At 59.7% G+C, this 19,556-nt stretch carries 19 protein-coding genes; 9 read left to right on the forward strand and 10 right to left on the reverse strand.

From position 1 onward, the window contains the following. Nucleotides 1-64 precede the first annotated feature (64 nt). Together ABMA60_RS17120 and ABMA60_RS17125 are read left to right on the forward strand one after the other, a co-directional pair. Nucleotides 65-505, forward strand: a complete 441-nt coding sequence (locus ABMA60_RS17120; RefSeq protein WP_392805706.1) for a DUF2147 domain-containing protein — start codon at nucleotides 65-67, stop codon at nucleotides 503-505. Between the two features lie 125 nt (nucleotides 506-630). After that, a complete protein-coding gene (locus tag ABMA60_RS17125) occupies nucleotides 631-1,227 on the forward strand; it encodes a hypothetical protein (RefSeq protein ID WP_392805709.1) in 597 nt (198 codons plus the stop codon). An 11-nt stretch (nucleotides 1,228-1,238) separates the two neighbouring features. Here ABMA60_RS17125 and rpiA read toward each other — a convergent pair whose 3' ends face one another. Next, nucleotides 1,239-1,943 carry a ribose-5-phosphate isomerase RpiA gene (gene rpiA / locus ABMA60_RS17130; RefSeq protein WP_392805712.1) on the reverse strand — a complete coding sequence of 235 codons (705 nt, stop codon included), beginning with the start codon at nucleotides 1,941-1,943 and terminating at the stop codon, nucleotides 1,239-1,241. 166 nt (nucleotides 1,944-2,109) lie between these two features. Here rpiA and ilvA point away from each other — a divergent pair, with 166 nt between their 5' ends. The 4 genes from ilvA to ABMA60_RS17150 all read left to right on the forward strand — a co-directional run bounded on the left by ilvA (nucleotide 2,110) and on the right by ABMA60_RS17150 (nucleotide 8,350). Further along, nucleotides 2,110-3,624 (forward strand): threonine ammonia-lyase, biosynthetic, encoded by a 1,515-nt coding sequence (gene ilvA / locus ABMA60_RS17135; RefSeq protein ID WP_392805715.1) that lies wholly within the window; start codon nucleotides 2,110-2,112, stop codon nucleotides 3,622-3,624. 116 nt (nucleotides 3,625-3,740) lie between these two features. Continuing rightward, a complete protein-coding gene (locus ABMA60_RS17140; RefSeq protein ID WP_392805717.1) occupies nucleotides 3,741-4,244 on the forward strand; it encodes a hypothetical protein in 504 nt (167 codons plus the stop codon). Nucleotides 4,245-4,423: 179 nt separating this feature from the next. Continuing rightward, the gene (gene typA / locus ABMA60_RS17145; protein WP_392805719.1) at nucleotides 4,424-6,241 is read left to right on the forward strand and encodes a translational GTPase TypA; all 1,818 of its coding nucleotides are present in this window, start codon (nucleotides 4,424-4,426) and stop codon (nucleotides 6,239-6,241) included. Between the two features lie 117 nt (nucleotides 6,242-6,358). Next, nucleotides 6,359-8,350: an ATP-binding protein gene (locus ABMA60_RS17150; protein WP_392805722.1), complete on the forward strand. Its 1,992-nt coding sequence runs from the start codon at nucleotides 6,359-6,361 to the stop codon at nucleotides 8,348-8,350. Here the strand turns inward: ABMA60_RS17150 and ABMA60_RS17155 are convergent. From ABMA60_RS17155 to ABMA60_RS17185, 7 genes are all read right to left on the reverse strand, one after another. Next, the gene (locus ABMA60_RS17155; RefSeq protein WP_392805724.1) at nucleotides 8,338-9,927 is read right to left on the reverse strand and encodes a BatD family protein; all 1,590 of its coding nucleotides are present in this window, start codon (nucleotides 9,925-9,927) and stop codon (nucleotides 8,338-8,340) included. The two genes, ABMA60_RS17150 and ABMA60_RS17155, sit on opposite strands and share 13 nt — an antisense overlap. Beyond that, nucleotides 9,921-11,495 (reverse strand): VWA domain-containing protein, encoded by a 1,575-nt coding sequence (locus ABMA60_RS17160; RefSeq protein ID WP_392805726.1) that lies wholly within the window; start codon nucleotides 11,493-11,495, stop codon nucleotides 9,921-9,923. Before ABMA60_RS17160 ends, ABMA60_RS17155 begins: the two co-directional genes overlap by 7 nt. Beyond that, on the reverse strand, nucleotides 11,492-12,451 hold the full coding sequence (locus ABMA60_RS17165; RefSeq protein ID WP_392805729.1) for a VWA domain-containing protein: 960 nt from the start codon (nucleotides 12,449-12,451) through the stop codon (nucleotides 11,492-11,494). The genes ABMA60_RS17160 and ABMA60_RS17165 overlap by 4 nt, the downstream gene beginning before the upstream one ends. Beyond that, nucleotides 12,448-12,867 carry a DUF4381 family protein gene (locus ABMA60_RS17170; RefSeq protein WP_392805732.1) on the reverse strand — a complete coding sequence of 140 codons (420 nt, stop codon included), beginning with the start codon at nucleotides 12,865-12,867 and terminating at the stop codon, nucleotides 12,448-12,450. Before ABMA60_RS17170 ends, ABMA60_RS17165 begins: the two co-directional genes overlap by 4 nt. Next, complete coding sequence (locus ABMA60_RS17175) at nucleotides 12,849-13,763, reverse strand: DUF58 domain-containing protein (protein ID WP_392805735.1); 915 nt, start codon at nucleotides 13,761-13,763, stop codon at nucleotides 12,849-12,851. The genes ABMA60_RS17170 and ABMA60_RS17175 overlap by 19 nt, the downstream gene beginning before the upstream one ends. Further along, a complete protein-coding gene (locus ABMA60_RS17180) occupies nucleotides 13,763-14,722 on the reverse strand; it encodes an AAA family ATPase (protein ID WP_392805738.1) in 960 nt (319 codons plus the stop codon). Before ABMA60_RS17180 ends, ABMA60_RS17175 begins: the two co-directional genes overlap by 1 nt. A 63-nt stretch (nucleotides 14,723-14,785) precedes the next feature. Next, complete coding sequence (locus ABMA60_RS17185) at nucleotides 14,786-15,349, reverse strand: peroxiredoxin family protein (RefSeq protein ID WP_392805741.1); 564 nt, start codon at nucleotides 15,347-15,349, stop codon at nucleotides 14,786-14,788. 157 nt (nucleotides 15,350-15,506) lie between these two features. Here ABMA60_RS17185 and ABMA60_RS17190 point away from each other — a divergent pair, with 157 nt between their 5' ends. Both ABMA60_RS17190 and ABMA60_RS17195 read left to right on the forward strand, forming a co-directional pair. Beyond that, a complete protein-coding gene (locus ABMA60_RS17190) occupies nucleotides 15,507-16,826 on the forward strand; it encodes a hypothetical protein (RefSeq protein WP_392805743.1) in 1,320 nt (439 codons plus the stop codon). Between the two features lie 87 nt (nucleotides 16,827-16,913). Next, the gene (locus ABMA60_RS17195) at nucleotides 16,914-18,056 is read left to right on the forward strand and encodes a cobalamin-independent methionine synthase II family protein (RefSeq protein ID WP_392805745.1); all 1,143 of its coding nucleotides are present in this window, start codon (nucleotides 16,914-16,916) and stop codon (nucleotides 18,054-18,056) included. Nucleotides 18,057-18,074: 18 nt separating this feature from the next. Here the strand turns inward: ABMA60_RS17195 and ABMA60_RS17200 are convergent, their stop codons facing one another. After that, complete coding sequence (locus ABMA60_RS17200; protein WP_392805747.1) at nucleotides 18,075-18,401, reverse strand: antibiotic biosynthesis monooxygenase family protein; 327 nt, start codon at nucleotides 18,399-18,401, stop codon at nucleotides 18,075-18,077. Then, nucleotides 18,398-18,736 carry an NIPSNAP family protein gene (locus ABMA60_RS17205; RefSeq protein ID WP_392805749.1) on the reverse strand — a complete coding sequence of 113 codons (339 nt, stop codon included), beginning with the start codon at nucleotides 18,734-18,736 and terminating at the stop codon, nucleotides 18,398-18,400. The genes ABMA60_RS17200 and ABMA60_RS17205 overlap by 4 nt, the downstream gene beginning before the upstream one ends. A gap of 129 nt (nucleotides 18,737-18,865) precedes the next feature. Here ABMA60_RS17205 and ABMA60_RS17210 point away from each other — a divergent pair, with 129 nt between their 5' ends. Next, nucleotides 18,866-19,555, forward strand: coding sequence for an ArsR/SmtB family transcription factor (locus ABMA60_RS17210; RefSeq protein ID WP_392805752.1), 690 nt, complete (start codon nucleotides 18,866-18,868; stop codon nucleotides 19,553-19,555). Nucleotide 19,556 lies beyond the last annotated feature (1 nt).

A 19,556-nucleotide genomic window follows, 5' to 3' on the forward strand; every position in this document is an offset into this window, starting at 1 on the left:
AGCTTGAGCCGGGATCGGAATTTGCTATGTTGCATGCATCACAGTCACAAACGGAACAACAACAATGAAAAGCCTGATTTCTACCGTGATCGCTCTGGGCCTGCTGCTGCCACTGGCGGCCTTTGCCGAATCCATGTCCGCAGAAGGTAACTGGCGTACCATCGACGACGAAACCGGTGAAGCCAAAAGTATCGTGCGTATCTGGAACGACGGCGGCGAACTGAAAGGTGAGATCGTCGAGTTACTGAACCCCAGCGAACCCAACCCGGTCTGCAGCGAGTGCAAAGGCTCACGCCGCAACCAACCGCTGGTCGGCCTGAACATCATCTGGGGCCTGGAGCAGGATGGCGATGAATGGGTCGACGGCAAGATTCTCGATCCGCAAAACGGCAAAGAATACAGCGCCCAACTTAAAGTCACCGAAGGTGGCAGTCAGTTGGAAGTCCGTGGCTATCTCGGTTTCGCACTGATCGGTCGAACCCAAACCTGGCACCGGGTTGACTGATAAAATCGACTGATAGCGTCGACTGATAAGGACAGCGGTAACCGCCAAGCGCTTGCCGCTGACTGGCCTTCCATCCCCCCGACACCCTAGAATGCGGCCCAACGTTAACCTTTGGATGCCCGCTTGTGAGTCTGTTGATTGCCCTCGTTCTGGCGGTTGCCTTGGTCGCTTCGCCTGACGCCCTCCGCTTTGAATTATTTCGCGCGCTGCGTGCCCAACCTGAGCGTCTGTGGTCCGCTGTGCTCTGGCGTCTGCTGACCACCACAACGCTGACGCTGCTGCTGGCCTGGCTGGTTCATTTTTGGGCAGCGTCGAACCCGGCAGGACCGGCCATGGTGGTATTCAGCGGCGTGCTGACGGCGCTGTGGTTGTGGATGCGTTTTTGGACCCGCACCTTTATCGCCGATCCGGATCATCCCTTCTTCCGCACCGATGCCGGTGCCATCGTCTTATCGGCCCTGTTATCGCTGACCTTGTGGCTGGCGATCTTTACGCACCTGGCCTTACTGGTGGCCTGGACCGGAGCCTCAGCGCAGTTATTTATAGTGGCGCTGATCTGGCCGCTGGCCGACGCCATCGTGCTGATCTGGGGGAGTCGTTCTGAGCGTGCCGGCGAATGGCTGGTAGAAGAAAGCACTCAGCAGCGCTGGGGACGTGGACTGGGTTTGTTGTTGGTGATTATCGCTTTTTGGGCCATCTGGGCCGTCCTGGCCCAGGGTTGACTGGCGCGCTGTCAGTAGAATTCGCCGTCTTCGGCCATGGTGTTGATGACGGTGAGCTGCTTGACGCCATCGGGCGTACCCAGCAACAGAACATCGGCCGGACGCAACGCAAACAAGCCGTTGGTGACCACGCCGGGAATGTTGTTGATGTCTTTTTCCAGTGCTACGGCGTCTTTGATGTCGAGCTCAAAGACATCGAGAATCTGATTACCGTTGTCGGTAACAGCGCCTTCGCGATACACCGGATTGCCACCCATGGCTTGCAGCTTGCGCGCCACCGCACTGCGCGCCATCGGAATCACTTCCACCGGCAGCGGAAAACCACCAAGCTTTTGCACGGCCTTGGATTCATCGGCGATGCAGATAAAGGTCTTGGCCACCGAAGCGACAATTTTCTCCCGCGTCAGCGCCGCGCCACCGCCTTTGATCAGCTGCAATTTGCGGTTGGCTTCGTCGGCACCGTCGACATAGACGGTTAACTTATCGACTTCGTTCAGCTCGAACACTTCAATGCCGTGACCACGCAAACGCTCAGCGGTGGCATCACTGCTGGCGACGGCGCCGCGGAAATTGTCTTTGACAGTGGCCAACTCATCGATAAAGCAGTTGGCGGTAGAGCCGGTGCCGACACCAATAATGGCGTCCGCTTTAAGGTCCGGCTTGATGAACTTCAGCGCCGCCTTGGCGACGGCTTGTTTCAATTCATTCTGATCCATATCGGTCTCTCGTCATCTCTGGCTGCATTATAGCCCGCAAAGGGACCTCGGTTGAAAAACAGTATGCCGCAATTCGCGGCCGTCGTGCATTTCCGGGCCATAGCAAAAACCGTACAATCCCAAAGCGCCCAGCGCGCCCCATTCATCCGGACAGTAGGATTCGTTCATGCTCGAACAGACCGTTAAGAAAATCCTCAACGCCAAAGTCTACGATGCCGCCATCGAAACGCCTTTGGAACCCGCTGCATTTCTCAGCCGCCGGATGAATAACCAGATTTTGATTAAACGCGAAGACCTGCAGTCGGTGTTCTCGTTCAAATTGCGTGGCGCCTACAACAAAATGACCACCCTGACCCAGGAGCAACTCGACAAGGGCGTTATCTGCGCCTCGGCCGGTAACCACGCTCAGGGTCTGGCCGAGGCCGCCCGATTAATGGGCGTCAAAGCCACCATCGTGATGCCCAAGACCACACCCGACATTAAGGTCGCCAATGTCCGCGCCCGCGGTGGCAAGGCCGTGCTGGTCGGCGATTCGTTCGACGAAGCCCTGGCGCACGCGCAAAAACTGGAACAGGAAAAAGGCCTGACCTTTATTCATCCGTTCGACGATCCGGACATCATCGCCGGTCAAGGCACCGTCGCCCGCGAGATTCTGCATCAGCATACCGGTGCGCCCATCGACGCCGTCTTTATTCCGGTTGGCGGTGGCGGCCTGGCGGCGGGTATGGCCGCTTACATCAAATACCTGCAGCCACAGATCAAAGTCATCGGCGTCGAATTTGAAGAAAGCGCCTGTCTGGCGGCGGCCATGAAAGCCGGCAAAAGAGTCACGCTCGATCAGGTTGGCATCTTTGCTGACGGCATCGCCGTGGCGCAGATCGGCAAACACAGTTGGAAAATCTGCAAAGATCACATCGACGAAGTGATCACCGTAACGTCCGACGAAATCTGCGCGGCGGTCAAAGACATCTTCGATGACACCCGCTCAATCACCGAACCGGCCGGCGCCACCAGCGTTGCTGGCATGAAAAAATTCGTCGCCCGTGAAGGCTGGGAAGGCAAGACGCTGGTAACCATCTCCTCCGGCGCTAATACCAATTTCGATCGCTTGCGCTATATCGCCGAGCGCGCTGAAGTTGGCGAACACCGCGAAGCGATTTTGTCGGTCACCATTCCTGAACGTCCCGGTGCTTTTAAGCAGTTTATTTCCATCATCGGTAAACGCGCGGTGACCGAATTCAATTACCGTTACGCCGACGACAAAGAAGCGAAAATCTTTGTTGGCGTCAGAATCAGCAGCAACGAAGAACGCCAGGAACTGGTGCAGGCGTTGCGCGACGCAGACCATCCAGTGCTGGATTTGACCGACAACGAAGTGGCCAAATCGCATATCCGTCATATGGTCGGTGGCCACGCGCCGCACATTACCGACGAGCGACTGTACCGCTTCGAATTCCCGGAACGCCCCGGCGCCCTGGGTAAATTCCTCACCACCCTCGGCGGCAACTGGAACATTTCTTTGTTCCACTACCGCAACCACGGCGCGGCCTATGGTCGAGTGCTGGCGGGCATCCAGGTGCCCAAAGCGGAACTGAAAGAATTCCGCACCAAGCTGGATGATCTGGGTTATCCGTACTGGGATGAATCGGAGAATCCAGTTTACAGCGTGTTCCTGGGGTAACCGCCGGGAGACGCTGGGTTTGCGTAACTTGCGTCTCCCGTCTCCCGGGTGCGCAGCACCCAAGCGTCGCCCACTTCCCGCTATACTCCCAGACTCACCCAAAACCCCCGCACCAAATGACTCCCGCCGAACAGGAAAAGATAGAACTAGAACATCAAGCTGCGCGGCTGTTTATGCGCCATTGGGAGCGCGAGCAGGGCGTGCCGATCCGGCATATCTGGCACAACCGGCCGGATAAACCGGACGTCTCCTGTTTTCTCGACGGCGAACGGCTGGACCTGGAAATCGCTCATCTGTACGGCAGTGAAGCCGAAGCCATGGCCATTCTCGGCCGCGAACTCAGCGACACCACCCTCAGCGAGCTGGCGCTATTGAATGCCGGTGATACTGACGGTCGTTTGGTGCGCGCCCTGAACCGCATCCTGGCGATCAAGGCCGAGAAAACCTACAACAGCGAGCGCGTCTGGCTGGTCATCCGTAATTCCAACCCGCACTGGTCACGTGCGGAGATCGAAGCGCTGCAGCATCGTATCGAAGTGCCTGGCGGCCATCCGTTCGAGCAAATCTGGCTGGTGGCGGATATGCAGGCCGACAGCGGTATTGTGCAGTTGTATCCATAGTGACGCTTGACGCTAAACGGGAGCGGTACGCCGCCCGGACTTCAGACGCCAAAGACCGCTAACACAGCGTCCTGCGTCTCCCGTTTAGCGTCTCCCGGCGCAACGCGCCAATCTGATCCTTTTTTATTCAGCCTAAGCGGTTATAATGCGCGCCCCTTATTTCCCGGAACACTGACGTTGTGATCGATAACCTGCGTAATATCGCCATCATCGCCCACGTTGACCATGGTAAAACCACCCTGGTCGACAAGCTGCTGCAGCAGTCCGGGACCCTCGGCCGCAAGGACCAGGGTTCCGAGCGCATCATGGACTCCAATGACCAGGAGCGTGAGCGTGGTATTACCATTCTGGCCAAAAACACGGCCATTAAATGGCAGGACTATCGCATCAACATCGTCGATACCCCCGGACACGCCGACTTTGGCGGCGAAGTAGAACGGGTTCTGTCGATGGTCGATTCGGTCTTGTTGCTGGTCGACGCCGTTGACGGCCCTATGCCGCAGACGCGTTTTGTGACCTCCAAGGCGTTCGAAAAAGGCCTCAATCCTATTGTTGTTATCAACAAGATCGACCGCCCGGGCGCGCGTCCGGACTGGGTTATGGATCAGGTGTTCGATCTGTTCGACCGCCTCGGCGCTACCGATGAACAGCTGGATTTCCCGATCATCTATACCTCGGCGCTGAACGGCATTGCCGGAGACGATCCGGAGCACATGGCCGAAGACATGACGCCGCTGTTCGAAATGATCACCCGCCAGGTGAAAGCGCCCAACGTCGAGATGGACGGCCCGCTGCAGATGCAGATTTCCGCCCTCGACTACAACTCCTACGTTGGTGTTATCGGTGTTGGCCGCATCAAGCGCGGCAAGCTGAAAACCAACGATCAGGTGGTGGTGGTTGGCCGCGACGGCAGCAAGAAAAAAGGCCGTATTCTGCAGGTGATGGGTTACCACGGCCTGGAGCGCGTCGAAGTGCCTGAAGCCGAAGCCGGCGATATCGTCTGCATCACCGGCATCGAAGGCCTGAACATCTCCGATACCATCTGCGAACCGAACACTCCTGAAGCGCTGCCGGCGCTGACCGTTGACGAACCGACGGTGAGCATGACCTTCCAGGTTAACGATTCCCCCTTCGCCGGTCTGGAAGGCAAATTCGTGACCTCGCGCAACATCAAGGATCGCCTGGATCAGGAATTGATCGCCAACGTCGCGCTGCGCGTTGAGCAGGGCGACACTGCCGACAAATTCAAAGTCTCTGGTCGTGGCGAACTGCACCTGTCGGTGCTGATCGAAAACATGCGCCGCGAAGGTTTTGAACTCGCCGTATCCCGTCCGGAAGTGGTACAGAAAGTGATCGACGGTGAAATTCAGGAACCGTACGAGCAAGTTGTTATCGATATCGAAGAGCAACACCAGGGCGGTGTCATGGAAGAACTCGGTTTGCGCAAAGCCGAGATGACCAACATGGAAAACGACGGCAAAGGCCGTATCAAGTTGGAATTCATCGTACCGTCACGCGGCCTGATCGGTTTCCGTGGCATGTTCCTGACGCTGACCTCTGGTTCCGGCATCATGACCTCGATCTTCGATCACTACGGTCCGGTCAAAGGCGGTGATATGGCGGGTCGCCAGAACGGCGTGCTGGTGAGTATGGCCAAAGGCAAGACGCTGGCCTACAGCTTGTACCAGTTGCAGGATCGCGGTCGTCTGTTGCTCGGTCACGGTGAAGAAATCTACGAAGGTCAGATCATCGGCATTCACAGCCGCGACAACGACCTGGTGGTTAACCCGACCAAGGCCAAGCAGCTAACCAACATCCGTGCCGCCGGTACCGATGAAGCGCTGACGCTGAGTCCGCCGATTCGTCATACCCTGGAACAGGCGCTGGAATTTATCGAAGACGATGAACTGGTTGAAGTCACCCCGGAATCCATCCGTCTGCGCAAGAAACTGCTGACCGAGAACGAGCGCAAGCGCGCCGGTCGCAGCAAAGGCTGATAAAACAGCGGGCAAAGCCTCAGCTTTGCCCGCTTTTCCAACCCGCTCACGGCATTCCATAGCCAGCTGAACTACACTCTTCCACTTGATGTCTGTTCGCTTAGTGGAAGAGCGCCTGTGCCCAAACCTGTCCTGGCTCCGTCACGGAAACGACTGTCCTTGTCCCGGCGTTTATTGGTCTGGATCGCCGGCCTGTTCGTTACCCTGGTGGTGCTCACCACCAGCATTCAATTAAGCCTCGAATACTCACTCGAAGAAGAATCCGGTGCCCGCGACATTGCCTTCACTCTGGCCAGCAGCCGCGATGTCTTAGCCAATGCTTTGTGGAGTTTCGATCCGGTTCAGATTGAAGCCTCTGCCGACCTGCTCTATGAACATCCGCTGATCACGGCGGTGTTTATCGAATCCGAAGACATCGCGCTGAACGAATGGCGCGGCCCGCACAATACCTGGCCCAGCCCCAGCCAGCGTTTTGAACTGAACGACTATCCCGACATCCACATCGAAAGCATTGGCAACCTGATCAACAAGCGGCTACGTTTTACGCTCGATATCGTCTTCCCGGCCAACGGTGTGCAATACCCGGTCGGTCGCGTCGAGGTTTACTCTGATGTCGGCGTTATCCTGGGCAAAAGCTGGCGCAACCTCACCTTCACCGCCATCAGCGCGGTTTTGCTGTGTGTCATCCTGGTGCTGGTAACGGCCGTGTCGGTGCGGCGTCTGGTCGAAAACCGGCTGCAGGCAATGCAGGACGTCATCGCCACCATCGAACCTGAAGACGATGTTTTTCGGGCCCAATTGCTGCCCGCCTGGCTGACCCGCGAAGGCGACGAGATCGGCCTGCTGGCGGTCACCTTGAATCGCCTGCAGGTGCAACTGGCCGACCGTTCGTTGCGCATCAAACAACATCAGCAAAACCTGGAACAACAGATCCAGCAACGCACTCAGCAACTGGAAGATACGCTGACGCAGTTGCGCATCAGCAACGCCCACAAGAACGAATTCCTGGCCAATATGAGCCACGAAATTCGCACCCCGATGAATGGCATTATCGGCATGGCCGAACTGATGCAGGACAGCGAACTGAGCGCCACCCAACACGATTATCTGGCCACCATTCTCAATTCTGCCCAGGCCCTGACCACCATCCTCAATGACATTCTTGATCTGTCGAAAATCGAAGCCGGCAAGCTGGAACTGGAAATCATTGATTTCGATCTGCCCGATCTGGTCGACGAAACGCTGGCGCTGTTTATCAAGCCGGCCGAAGACAAAGGTCTGGCGCTGACCGTCACCCTCGATCCCGACTTACCAAGACGCGTCAACGGTGACCCCAATCGCTTGCGCCAGTTGCTGTTGAATCTGCTCGGCAATGCATTGAAGTTCACCGACCAGGGACAGATCGAAGTGCGGGTGCGCTGTACCGACCGGCCCAACCAGATGCATTTTGAGGTCAGCGACACCGGTATCGGCATCAGCCCGGATCAACAAAGCGCGCTCTTCGATGCCTTCTTCCAGGCGCACAGCCAGGGCCATTATGGCGGCACGGGTTTGGGTCTGGCGATCTGTCAGCGCCTGGTTGAACTGATGAATGGCCGCATCGGTTTCACCAGTCAGCCGGGACAGGGCTCGACCTTCTGGTTCGATATTGAACTGAGCCAATATCAGGGCGCACCGGTCCAGGCGTCAGCGCAGCACCAGGAAGCGCCGCAGCGACCACTGCGTCCCGCCCATCTGCTGTTGGTGGAAGACAATGTGGTGAACCAGCGTGTTGCCGAAGGCATGTTGCACTATCTGGGCATGTCGGTGGTGCTGGCCGAAAATGGCGCAGAAGCTCTGGCCCGACTGCAGACGGAAGCCTTTGATCTGGTACTGATGGATTGTGAAATGCCGGTGATGGATGGCTACGAAGCATCGCGGCGCATCCGCGCTCTGGACGATGAAGCCTTGCGTCGGGTTCCCATTATCGGCCTCTCCGCCCACGCCATGATGGACCACCAGCGCGAAGCGCTGCAGGCTGGTATGGACGGTTATCTGACCAAACCGCTGCGCCGTCAGGCACTGGCCGCCATGCTGGCCCGCTGGCTGCCGGCCGATCAGTCGGGATAAAGCTGGGTCGGGTCTGGCTCGGTTGGTTGTGCCCGGCGCTGGCGTTTTATCAGGGCTGCCAGTAACACCTTGCGTTCGGCGCGGCTCGGTGCCGCTATCGATTGCCGACCGTACAGGCCGGCATTTATACGTCCCCAGACCGCAGCCGCCGAACCGGACAGTTGCGCCAGTGCCTGATACGGTTCCATGCCTTCCTGTTCCAGCCAAGCTAACAAGGCCTGCCGAAAGCGCAGTGGATCGGACTCGGCCAGCAAATCCGCCGGGCGCAACGCCTTGGCGGGAGTCGGTGCTTTGGCTGAATCTGCGGCTTTGTTCAGTGTCTTGCGCCGACGCCTGAACCACAACACCAACGCAGTGAACAACCACCCCACCGCCAGCGCCAGGCTGATCCAGGGCCAGACAAGGCGGCTCGGCAAAACCGTTTCAGGCGATACCGACTCCGCCAAGGGTGTCGGTTGCAGCGCCTGGCTGGCCTCCGGCGTCACCTCAACGGTACGCGCCGGAAGCTCGGCATAGGCCAGTTGATCGCGCTGCAGATCCCACCAGGGTAAACGCACCGCCGGCAAGCGCTGACGGCCGGGTTTGGTAAACACCAGGGCCGCCAAATCGCGGCGCTGGTGGTCATCAAACTCCGGCGCGTTGCGATACAGACGCCAGGCATCGCCACCCAGGCCGGCCAGCGGGTCAGGCAGGCGCGTCGGTGGCAGACCTTCAACTTCGGTGGTGACAGTCCACTCCTGATGGGCGTGGGCCGCTAACTGCAATTGCCCGGGCAGATTATCACTCAGACTTAATTGCCGCGCCGGCAGCCAGGCGGCATCGTCAGGGTACTCAGCGGGAATGGGTTTCACCGCTATGCCGATCGCCGCATGCGTGCGTTCAACCGAGCGCCGTTCACCATAAGGGCCGGCCTGATATTGGCCGACAAAACGAATCGGCGGCAGTTCCAGTTGACCGGGATGATCCGCCGTCAGCCGGTAGATTAAACGATAGCGCCGCAACTGCCGGCCATTGCGGTATTCGGTGACGTTGTTTTCATCGAGCAGTTCGACGTTAAAGTCGCCAAAACTCAAATTCGCGTATTCGCCCTGCAAGCGCACCTGATACCACAGATCGATGGTCAGTTGCGTCGGCTGGCCGATGTACAGCTCGCGCTCGGCCAGATTCACTTCCAGGCGAACGGCGTCAGCCGGCAGCGCATCACCACGATTGGCCGGATCGAGCACTTCAATCAGAATGCGTTCGCTGCGCTCATCGCCCAATCGAAACGACGGCACCTGCAAGGTGCCAATATGACGCGGCCGCAACCACAGATGCCACTCGCGCCAGGCTTGAATGCTGCCATTGCTGGCGCGCCGCAAACGCTGACCCTGGCTTTGCTGATCGATATCAAAGAGCGCCGATAACGGCGTCAAATCGAGCGGATAGCGGGCGCTGTCCGGGTCGGCGCGAATGGTGAGTTCCAGCCGTTCATCCTGATACAGCCGGCTGCGATCGACCTCGACTTCGACCGCCGCCCAGACGCGCCCCAAGGCGACGCTGAGCACGAATATCAATAGCAGCAGACGAGCTACCATAGCGTCGCTCCCGGATCGTCACTCGGCGCCTGGCGGTATTCCTGCTGCAGCCGACGCTCCAGCAGATTGCCACGCGGTGGTGGCACCCGATTCAGCAACTGCTCCAGACGCGCATTTTGCACCCGCTGTTGCGCATCGAGAATGGGATCGGCCGTCGCATCACCCTGGGCGGACTGAGCGTCCGTCTCGCTTTGATCGAGACCGAGCGACTGCGTCGGCTGCGCTTCCTCTTGCTGTGCATGGTCTTCTTCCGGTGGCCGGTTCTGCGCCAGAAAATCGGCCACCAACTGACGATTGTATTGGGCCGCCGGGTGGTCACTCTTCGCCAGCGCCTGGTCATAGGCCGCCAACGCTGCTTCCAACTCACCCTGATACACCAGAGCGTTGCCTCTGTTGTAATGCGCATCGGCACTGTCGAGCTGGCTCCAATAGCGCGCGGCCGTGGCGTAATCGCCAGCCTCGAAGGCCAACTGAGCCTGGAGTTCAGGGCGTTCGGTTAAGTCACGGCTGCGTTCCAGCTCGCCATGACGCCAGGCCTGAAAAGCCTGCTGCTCCGAGTTCTGCAACAGCGCTTCGGCCGCAACCGGAATCGGCTGCCAGAGCAACAGTTGCGCTACCAAAAACGGCAGCGCAAACACCAGACCACGCCGGTACCAGGGCAACAGCAAGACTAACGCCGGCAGCAATAACCAGGGCCCGATATCCTGCAACGACGACCCGGCCAGACCGACACTGCGGCGCGCCGTCAACCACTGTTCGGGTGGTTCAGAACCCAAGGCCAGTAACTGACCATCGAGCCGCCGGGCAGCGCGTTGAAAGGCGTCGCGGTCCAGACTGGCGACCACCAGACGATCACCGTCGGTGACAAAGCCATCGCCATTGGGCAGCGGAATAGGGCCACCCTGTTCCGTGCCGACCGGCATGATCCAGGTGCTGCCACCGGCAGGGTTGCTGCTGTCGACCTCGGCCAGTAAGTCGCCGCCCGGATCGTCAGTCAGCCACAGCCGATGCAGTGGCTGACCCGCCAGTTGCGACTGTTTTTCACCGAGCAGTTGAAAGGCCAGATCAGGACGATTGCCATAACGCGGCATCTGGAAGGGGTCCAGTTGCTCCAGTTGCAGCGCCAGGGTTTGGGCGTCTTCGGTCAAGGGCATCAGCCAATGCGCCGAGGCGGAATAGATGATGACGGCGGTGCGTTCGAACAAACCCGAATCGGCCCAGTCGAGCACGGTGCGACGGGCGCGCTCCAGCCGCGAGGGCGTCAGATCCTCAGCGGCCATCGACAGGCTGTTATCCAGGATCACCACCAGATTGCCGTAACTCAGCCCGGTGGTGGTCGGCTGGGTGCGCGCCGGCCCGGCCAGGGCGACGATGATCAGCACCCCGGCCAGGCCCAGCATCCACTGATGACCGACCGGGTCACGACCAGGTTGATGATCGAGCGCGCGGAGTAACTCAGGCTGAATCAAGCGCGACCAGCTGCCGCTGCGACGGCGACGCCGGCTCCACCACCAGGTCAACATCCAGGGCAACAGCAGCAGCAACAGCCAGGGGCGCAGCAACATCATGCCGAGTTCCTCTGGCTATGCATCACCCGACCCAACGTCAGCAAGCCTAACGCCGCCAACGACGGCAGCCAGAACCAGTCGTGGGTCTGACGACTGTTCAGCGACCGTTGCCGGCTCGGCTCTAAAGCATTGAGTTGCTGATACACCGTCGCCAGCTCCTGCGTCGAACGCGCCCGGAAATAACGCCCCCCGGTTTGTTCGGCAATAGCCGACAGGGTGGCTTCATCGACGGTGCTGTTGGTCATGCTGAAGACGCCTAACCGCGGGTCGGCGCCAAAACCGATGCTGTGCACGCGCACGCCACTGGCCTCGGCCGCCTCCGCGCCTTGCCACGGCTGCAACTCGCCGGCGGTGTTTTCACCATCCGATAACAGAATAATCACCGCCTCTTCGGCCTGCGCCTGACGCAAGCGCTGCACCGCCAGCGCCAACGCATCACCAATGGCGGTACTGTTACCGGCCATGCCCGGCTGCAAGGTGGCCAATACCGCTTCAACTGCATCGACATCCGGCGTTAACGGCGCCTGTAAGGCAGCAAAATCACCAAAGACAATCAGCCCCAGGGCATCGCCGCGACGCTGGCGTACAAAGTCACCGACCACCGCCTGTACCGCCTGATAGCGACTGACAGTCTGGTTCTGCCACTGCATATCGGCCTCGGCCATGCTCAAGGACAGATCCACCACCAGCATCATGTTGCGCCCGGGTTGCGCCGGTATCAGCGGTGGACCCAGGGTTTGTGGGCGAGCCAGCGCGACGATTAACAGCGCCCAGACCAGCCACAACCAGAATCCGGCCCGACCGGAACGCGCCGGCTCGCGCTCATTGCTGTCGCCCAGCCAACCTTGCACCACTGGATGCCGCAAGCGATCGGCGGTGGCACGTGCCGGCAAACGCCACCACAGCAGCCAGGGCAAGGGCAGCGCCAGCAACGCCCAGGGCCAGGCGAAAATCATCGGCACCACCGCCGAATCAGACGGCGCGCATCGCGCCAGTTAATGCGTACAGTGCGCCGCCGATAGTGAGCGTTTACCCAGGCCGGCGCCGTGGATTGCCCCAACGTCTGGGCAATAACATCGGCGAACGCCTGGGCGTTGAGTTGCCGCACCCGGGCGCCACCAGCGTTGCGCAGCAAGGCGTGTAATAAGCGCAGCCGACTTTGCGGCGGCCGCTTTTTCAACTGCCGCAACGCCTTCAGATAATGGCGCCGGCGCGCACTGGTACGCAGGTAAACCACTAGGAGCACCAGCGCAGCGATCAGCAGCAAAGCCAAAACCCAGAACGGCCAGGCCGGTGGCCAGGCAGAAGGCGCCGGCGGCGCACTGTTAGCCAGCAACTGCGCACTCAGCTGACTCAGATCGGCAGCGGCCATTGGCGCACCTCCGACCAGTTAAAGGCTTGGCTGGCGGTCGGCAACCAATGCGCCTGGCGACGCTTCGACCACTGCCGCCAGTCATCCTGACGTTCGGCAAAAGCCTGACGATGACGATGTCGAACCCGGGCAGCATCGGTCGACAGACGCTGTTCACGGGCACCATTGTTTATCGACAGCGTACCCACCGCCGGCAATTCGGCCTCCACCGCATCGACCGGTTGCAGCACGGTCAAATCGTTCAGCCGTTGCATCGGCAGCGCCAGATCCAGCGCCGTCGGTGTCCAATGGCTCAGATCCGACAACAACCAGAGTGTCGGCCGCCCCGATAACGCCGCCTGGATACGTCCGACCGACGGCGCTGCGCTGCCATTCAGATGAGCCTGAGCCAACTGACCGTGCGCCTGCGCCAAGCGCTGACAGGCGGCCGCCACGTCGGCCGGACGTCGTAAATTAAGCCACAGCTCGATGCCCGGGCCGGTCACCAGCAAACGCACCGGCTGACCCAGACTGATCAGCCGCCAGCAGAGAAAGGCCGCCCAATGGCTGGCCAGTACCGACTTAAATACCTTGGTCGTACCGAAATAGAGGCTGGCGCTGAGGTCCAGCCAGATCAGTTGCGGCTGACGACGTTCAGCTTCGAACAGGCGCACATAGGGTTCATTACGCCGGGCGGTGACGCGCCAATCGATGCGGCGCACATCTTCGCCACTTTGATAGGCGCGCAGTTCGGCAAATTCGCGGCCCTGACCACGCTGGCGGCTGCGTTGCTCGCCGTCCAGATGATGGTGCGCCGGGCGCGACGGCAGGCGCGACAGATCCGTTGCGATCAACCGCAACGCCAATAATTCCGCCAGCCGGACCTCGGTGCCCGCCGGCGCCAGATCGGCCTGCATCAGGGTACCGCCACGCTGTCCAACAGATGATCGACCACGGCGCTGGGCGTCCAGCCTTCGGCCTGGCCAGACAAGGACAGCACCAGCCGATGCTCCAGAATGCGATGCGCCAAACGATGCACCTGATCCGGCGTAACAAAGTCCTCTCCTTCGAGCCAGGCCAGGGCGCGCGCGCACCGTTCCAGCGCCAGGGTGGCGCGCGGTGAGGCACCGAATTCGATGACATCGGCCAGGCGGCCGCTGTAGTAAGCCGGACGCCGGGTGGCATCGACCAGATGCACGATGTAGTCGCTCACCGCCTCGGCCACGTGGACATCGTTCAAGGCCCGTCGCGCTGCGCTAAGCTCCGCCAGACTGGCCAGGGTGACCGGTTCGTCGGCCACCTGGGCTTCACGCCGCCGCGCCAGTTCCAGCACGCGGCGTTCGGTGGCGGCATCCGGGTAATCCAGTCGCACGCGCATCAAAAAGCGGTCCAGCTGCGCCTCCGGCAAGGCGTAGGTGCCTTCGTGTTCAATGGGGTTTTGCGTGGCCATCACCAGAAACGGATCGGGCAAGGTATAAGTAGTACCACCCACGGTAACCTGACGCTCCGACATGGCTTCGAGCAGTGCCGACTGCACCTTGGCCGGTGCCCGGTTGATCTCATCGGCCAGCACCAGGTTGGCGAACACCGGGCCGGGCTGAAACTCAAAGCGATGGGTTTCGGCGCGGTAGATGTCCGAGCCGGTGACGTCAGCGGGCAGTAGATCAGGGGTGAACTGAATGCGCTGGAAATCGCCATCAATGGCGGCGGCCAAGGCCTTAATGGCCGTGGTCTTGGCCAGGCCTGGCGCGCCTTCAACCAGGAGATGACCGTCGGCCAGCAGCGCTAACATCAGGGACTCGATCAGCTCCGGCTGACCCAGAATGCGTGTCTGCAGCGCCATCTGCAGCCTGGACAGGGATCGATCGGTGGTCATGGCACGCCTTTGGCTAAAATTTGTTCTGATTCTAGGGCCTGACCGGCGCGCTGCAAAGGTTTGTCAGGCAGCGTTCGATGACGCCGGCTTCTGGCCGCGCACAAAGGCATCGACCCGCTCCAGGGGAATATGGTCGCTGGTATCGCGGCCATACCACAGATCAACCACCTGGCCGTGTTCATCGATCAGGAAGTCGGCCGGAACCAGACGAATATGCGGATTGTTCGGATCGGGACGACCACCCACCCTCAGGCTGCGCACAATACGCGGCAACTTAAACACCACCGCCTTGAATAACGCCAACAGCGACTGCTCGACACCATAGTCGTTATAAAGCTGCAGATCGGGATCGGCAATCAATCGAAACGGCCGTGGATGACGCGACACATGGCGCCGCACGTCCTGGTCGCTGCAACTGAAGACGGCGAGAATTTCCAAGCCTTGCTGTTGCCAGTCCGGGTAGCGATGCGTCAATTCGTGCACTCTAAAACTGCAGAACGGACAGGCGGCATCGCGGAAAAAACTCAGCATGACGCGACGGCCACGATAATCGCTCAAGCGAATCGACTGGCCGTAAACATCCTGAACGGTAAAATCCTGACTGTTGCAGGGCGCGGTCAAGCGCATGCGAACCTCGTTAAACTGTGAATACCCGAATGGCTCAATACGTACAGACTAGCCGTCTGGATCGACCGTCACTGGAACGGTCCATTCAGCAGCGGCAGTCGAGCCAGCCGCACCGCTTCGGTTATGCTTGTACGATGCAACCGTCCACTATCCTGCCATGACCACAAACTCACCGGCCAGCGCCAATGCCTGGCGTTTCCGGCTGGCCGGCTGGACGCTGATGGGCGTTATTACACTGGCCATCAGCGCTGCCCTCTATGATCCCTGGCCTGCCTGGTCCGCCGGTGTGCTGGTCTGGTTAGCCGCTTTATTGTTACTCGGCAGCCTGAAAGGTCCGCAACGCTGGCAGGTGCGCGCCATGTTCGCTTGCGGCGTGCTTGGACTGAGCCTGGGTTTACTGCGCGGTGCCGACTGGCTCTATTTGCGCAAAGCCCTGGAAGCCAACCAGACGGTGATCGCCATGCTGATGGGCGTCAGCTTTTTGCGTCTGGTCGGCAGCACGGCAATCGACGGCGCCGATGATCGCCCGGTCGGTAAAGCAGCGCTGATTCGTACCTTGCTCGGTGGCCATTTGATCGGTTCGGTGATCAATATGTCGACCATCGCCATCATCGGCGACCGCTTATCCCAGTCCGGAAAACTCAGCTCATTACAGGCCTTGGTGATACTGCGCGGTTTCAGCACCGCCGCTTTCTGGTCGCCGTTTTTCGCCGCCATGGGTATCGCCCTGATCAGCGCCCCCGGTGCGCAACTGGCAACGCTGGTCACTGTTGGTTTGCCCGCCGCTGCGGCCGCCCTGGCCATCACCATCTGGCAGATCAGCCGCCATCCGCAGGTTGATCAAACCCTCGGTTACCCGATGCATCTGGATTCACTCTGGCTGCCCATGCTGTTGGCCGTGCTGGTGATGGTCGCGCACCAATGGTGGCCAAATATTTCGGTGTTGACCTTAGTGACGCTGATTTCCGTGCTATTCGCGCCGTTATGGGTAACGCTGCGCCAGGGCCGCAGCGGCGTGCGCGCCACGGTCGATCATATTCAATTGGGTTTATCGCGCCTCGGCGGTGAGGTGTCGCTGTTTCTCGCCGCTGCAGTCATGGCCGCTGGCGTGGCGGCACTGCTGGCGTCGTTCAACGTCGAAGTTCGCTTTGAGCAGTTTGGCGCCAACCAGGCTTTTGTGGTGCTGGTGATCATGATTGGCCTGGCCATGATCGGTATGCATCCGGTCACCACCGTGGCGCTGGCAGGCAGTTTACTGATGCCGGCCATCGACGATCCCAATCTGCTCGGCCTGGTGTTTTTGATGAGCTGGTCGTTGGGCGTGGCGCTGTCGCCCTTTTCCGGCATCCAGCTGGCGCTGCAATCGCGCTATGGCGTCTCGGCCCGTGCCCTGCTGCGCCTGAATCGGTGGTACGCGCCGCTGCTGCTGGGCATCGATTTTATTGCCCTGCACGCCTACCAGTTGTGGCTCGCTTAAGATGCCGAGCCTGGCTTGAGGTTGTACACTGCCGTCCATTAAAACCGGTGTCGACGCGCACCGTTGCCCAACAAAAAGGAAAGCCCCATGAAACAGAGCACCGATCGCATTCTCACCACCCACGTCGGCAGTCTGCCGCGCTCCCAGGCCGTGGTGGATGTATTGATGGCCCGCGAGCACGGCGAGGAAACCGATCCCAGCAAATTTGAAGCCGTGGTTTCCGAAGCTGTGCGCGAAGTCGTCAAGCTGCAGGCTGAAGCCGGCATCGATGTCATCAGCGATGGCGAGCTGAGCAAGATCGGCTACGCCACTTACATCAAGGATCGTCTCAAAGGTTTTGACGGTCACCAGGCGCGCAAGGTCGCCCTGGATCTGGCCGACTACCCGGAATATCAGGAAAAGATGGCGCTGGTCGCCGGCAAGCAAAGCTTTAAGCGACTGTGCTGCACCGGCCCGGTGGAAGTCTCGACCACCGAACCGCTGGAATTCGATCTGAAGAATTTCAAAAGCGCGGTCGATGGCGCCGGTGTCACCGAAGCCTTTATGAACGCCGCTTCGCCCGGTGTGGTTTCCGCCTTCCAGCCGAACCAGTACTACCCGAGCATCGCCGAATATCTGGAAGCCATCAGCAAGGCGATGCAGGCCGAATACGAAGCCATCGTTGATGCCGGCTTTATTCTGCAACTGGATTGCCCGGATCTGGCCATGGCGCGTCACACCGGTTTTCAGGATTTGAGCGAAGCCGAATTCCTGGCCCAGGCCGAATTGCAGGTCGAAGCCTTGAACGCGGCGCTGGTGAATATTCCGGCGGAAAAACTGCGCATGCACGTGTGCTGGGGCAACTATGAAGGCCCGCATACGCACGACATCGACTTGCGCAAAATCATGAACGTCATCTTGAAAGCCAAGCCGTCGGCGATTCTGTTCGAAGCGTCCAACCCGCGCCATGCGCACGAATGGCAAATCTGGAAAGACACCAAGTTGCCCGACAACAAAATTCTGGTGCCGGGCGTGATTGATTCCACCTCCAACTACGTTGAGCATCCGGAACTGATCGCCCAGCGCATTCAGCAATTCGCCGACATTGTCGGTCGTGAACGCGTTATGGCTGGCACCGACTGCGGTTTCGCCACCTTCGCTGGGGTCGGCAAGGTCGACTCCAAAATCGTGTGGAAGAAACTGGCGTCACTGGCCGAAGGTGCGGCTTTGGCGAGTAAGAAACTGTTCTGATTGATCGATGGCGCCGACTCAGTCGGTCGGCGCCTGTTCCCGGTCATAACGACCGTAGTCGCGCAACACCTGCGCTACCCGCAAGCGATAATCCGCAAAAATTTCCGTTTTCCCCAACTGCTGTGCCTGGCGATGATCGCTCTGTTCGCGCCACAACCGCACCGCCGTTTCGTCCTGCCAAAACGACAGCGACAGCAACTTGGTCGACTTGCTCAAACTTTGAAATCGTTCAATAGAAATAAAGCCTGGCTGATTGGCCAGATGCGCCCGCAACTGTTCAGCGGCAGCGAGATAATCGTCCTGCCGCGCCTCGTTGGCTATCGCCTCAAAAATCACCGCTATCATTGCGCAGCCTCCGTCAACCAATCACAGCTTTCCGGAACCGGCGCCAGAAAAGTCCGCCGCTCTTCGAGAATAAAACCCTCGCGCTGGGCAAACTCAAAATTGGCACGGCCGTCGGGATCGCTTCGCAACCGCGCCCGATAGGCTTCATAGTCCGCCAGACTGGCGAAACTGATCAGCCCCCAGGCTTGATAGTTAGTGCCTTCCCAAGGCAGAAAATAACCCAGTAACTGACCGCCACAAGCAGGAATAATTCGGCCCCAGTGACGCGCATATTGCGCAAACTGCTCGCGCTTGGCCGGATCGATGCGATACTCAATAAAACAGCTGATGGTCATAGCAAGACTCCTGGTCATTGGAGTTGCCAGAGTAGAAAGGCCGCTCTCGCCTTGCTTCGATGAGCATCGAAGTATTCACCATCGAATTCACCCAAACTGGCTGCGCTTGCACAGCAACGAGACCGCACCATGCAACCGGACATCGCTCAACTCGCCGCCGAACTGGGTGACCCCAGCCGCGCCCAAATGCTGACTGCTTTAATGAGTGGTCAGGCACTGACCGCCACCGAACTGGCGCTGTGTGCCGACATCAGTCCATCGACGGCGAGCAGCCATCTGGCACGCCTGGAGCGCAGCGGTCTGATTCAATTGCGCAAACAGGGACGGCATCGCTATTTCGAATTAAGCGGCACAGCAGTGGCGGAATTACTGGAGCAATTGATGGGTTTAGCGGCCGCTCAGGCGCCGACCATTGCCACCGGACCGGATGACTTGGCGCTGCGCCATGCCCGCCTGTGCTACGACCATCTGGCGGGCGAACTGGGAGTGCAATTGCACGACGCCCTCTGTGATCAAGGCCTGATCGACAGCCATGCCGATCAGTGCCAACTGACGGACCTTGGTTCAGCGCATTTCGCTGCTTTGGGTTTTGCGCCACAACGCAGCCGCCGGCCGTTATGCCGCGCCTGTCTCGACTGGAGCGAGCGGCGCAGCCATCTGGCAGGTCAGTTGGGGCAATGGATTCTGGAGGATTTACTGCACCGCGGCTGGGCCAGGCGCGATCTGCAAGCGCGCAGTCTGAGGTTTAGTCCAGCCGGAGAACGCGCTTTTCGCCAGCGCTATGGCATCAATGACGACGCCATCTCACTGTCAGCCTGAG

Source organism: Saccharospirillum sp. HFRX-2 (assembly GCF_043196805.1).
In the GTDB taxonomy this organism is placed as follows: domain Bacteria; phylum Pseudomonadota; class Gammaproteobacteria; order Pseudomonadales; family Natronospirillaceae; genus Saccharospirillum.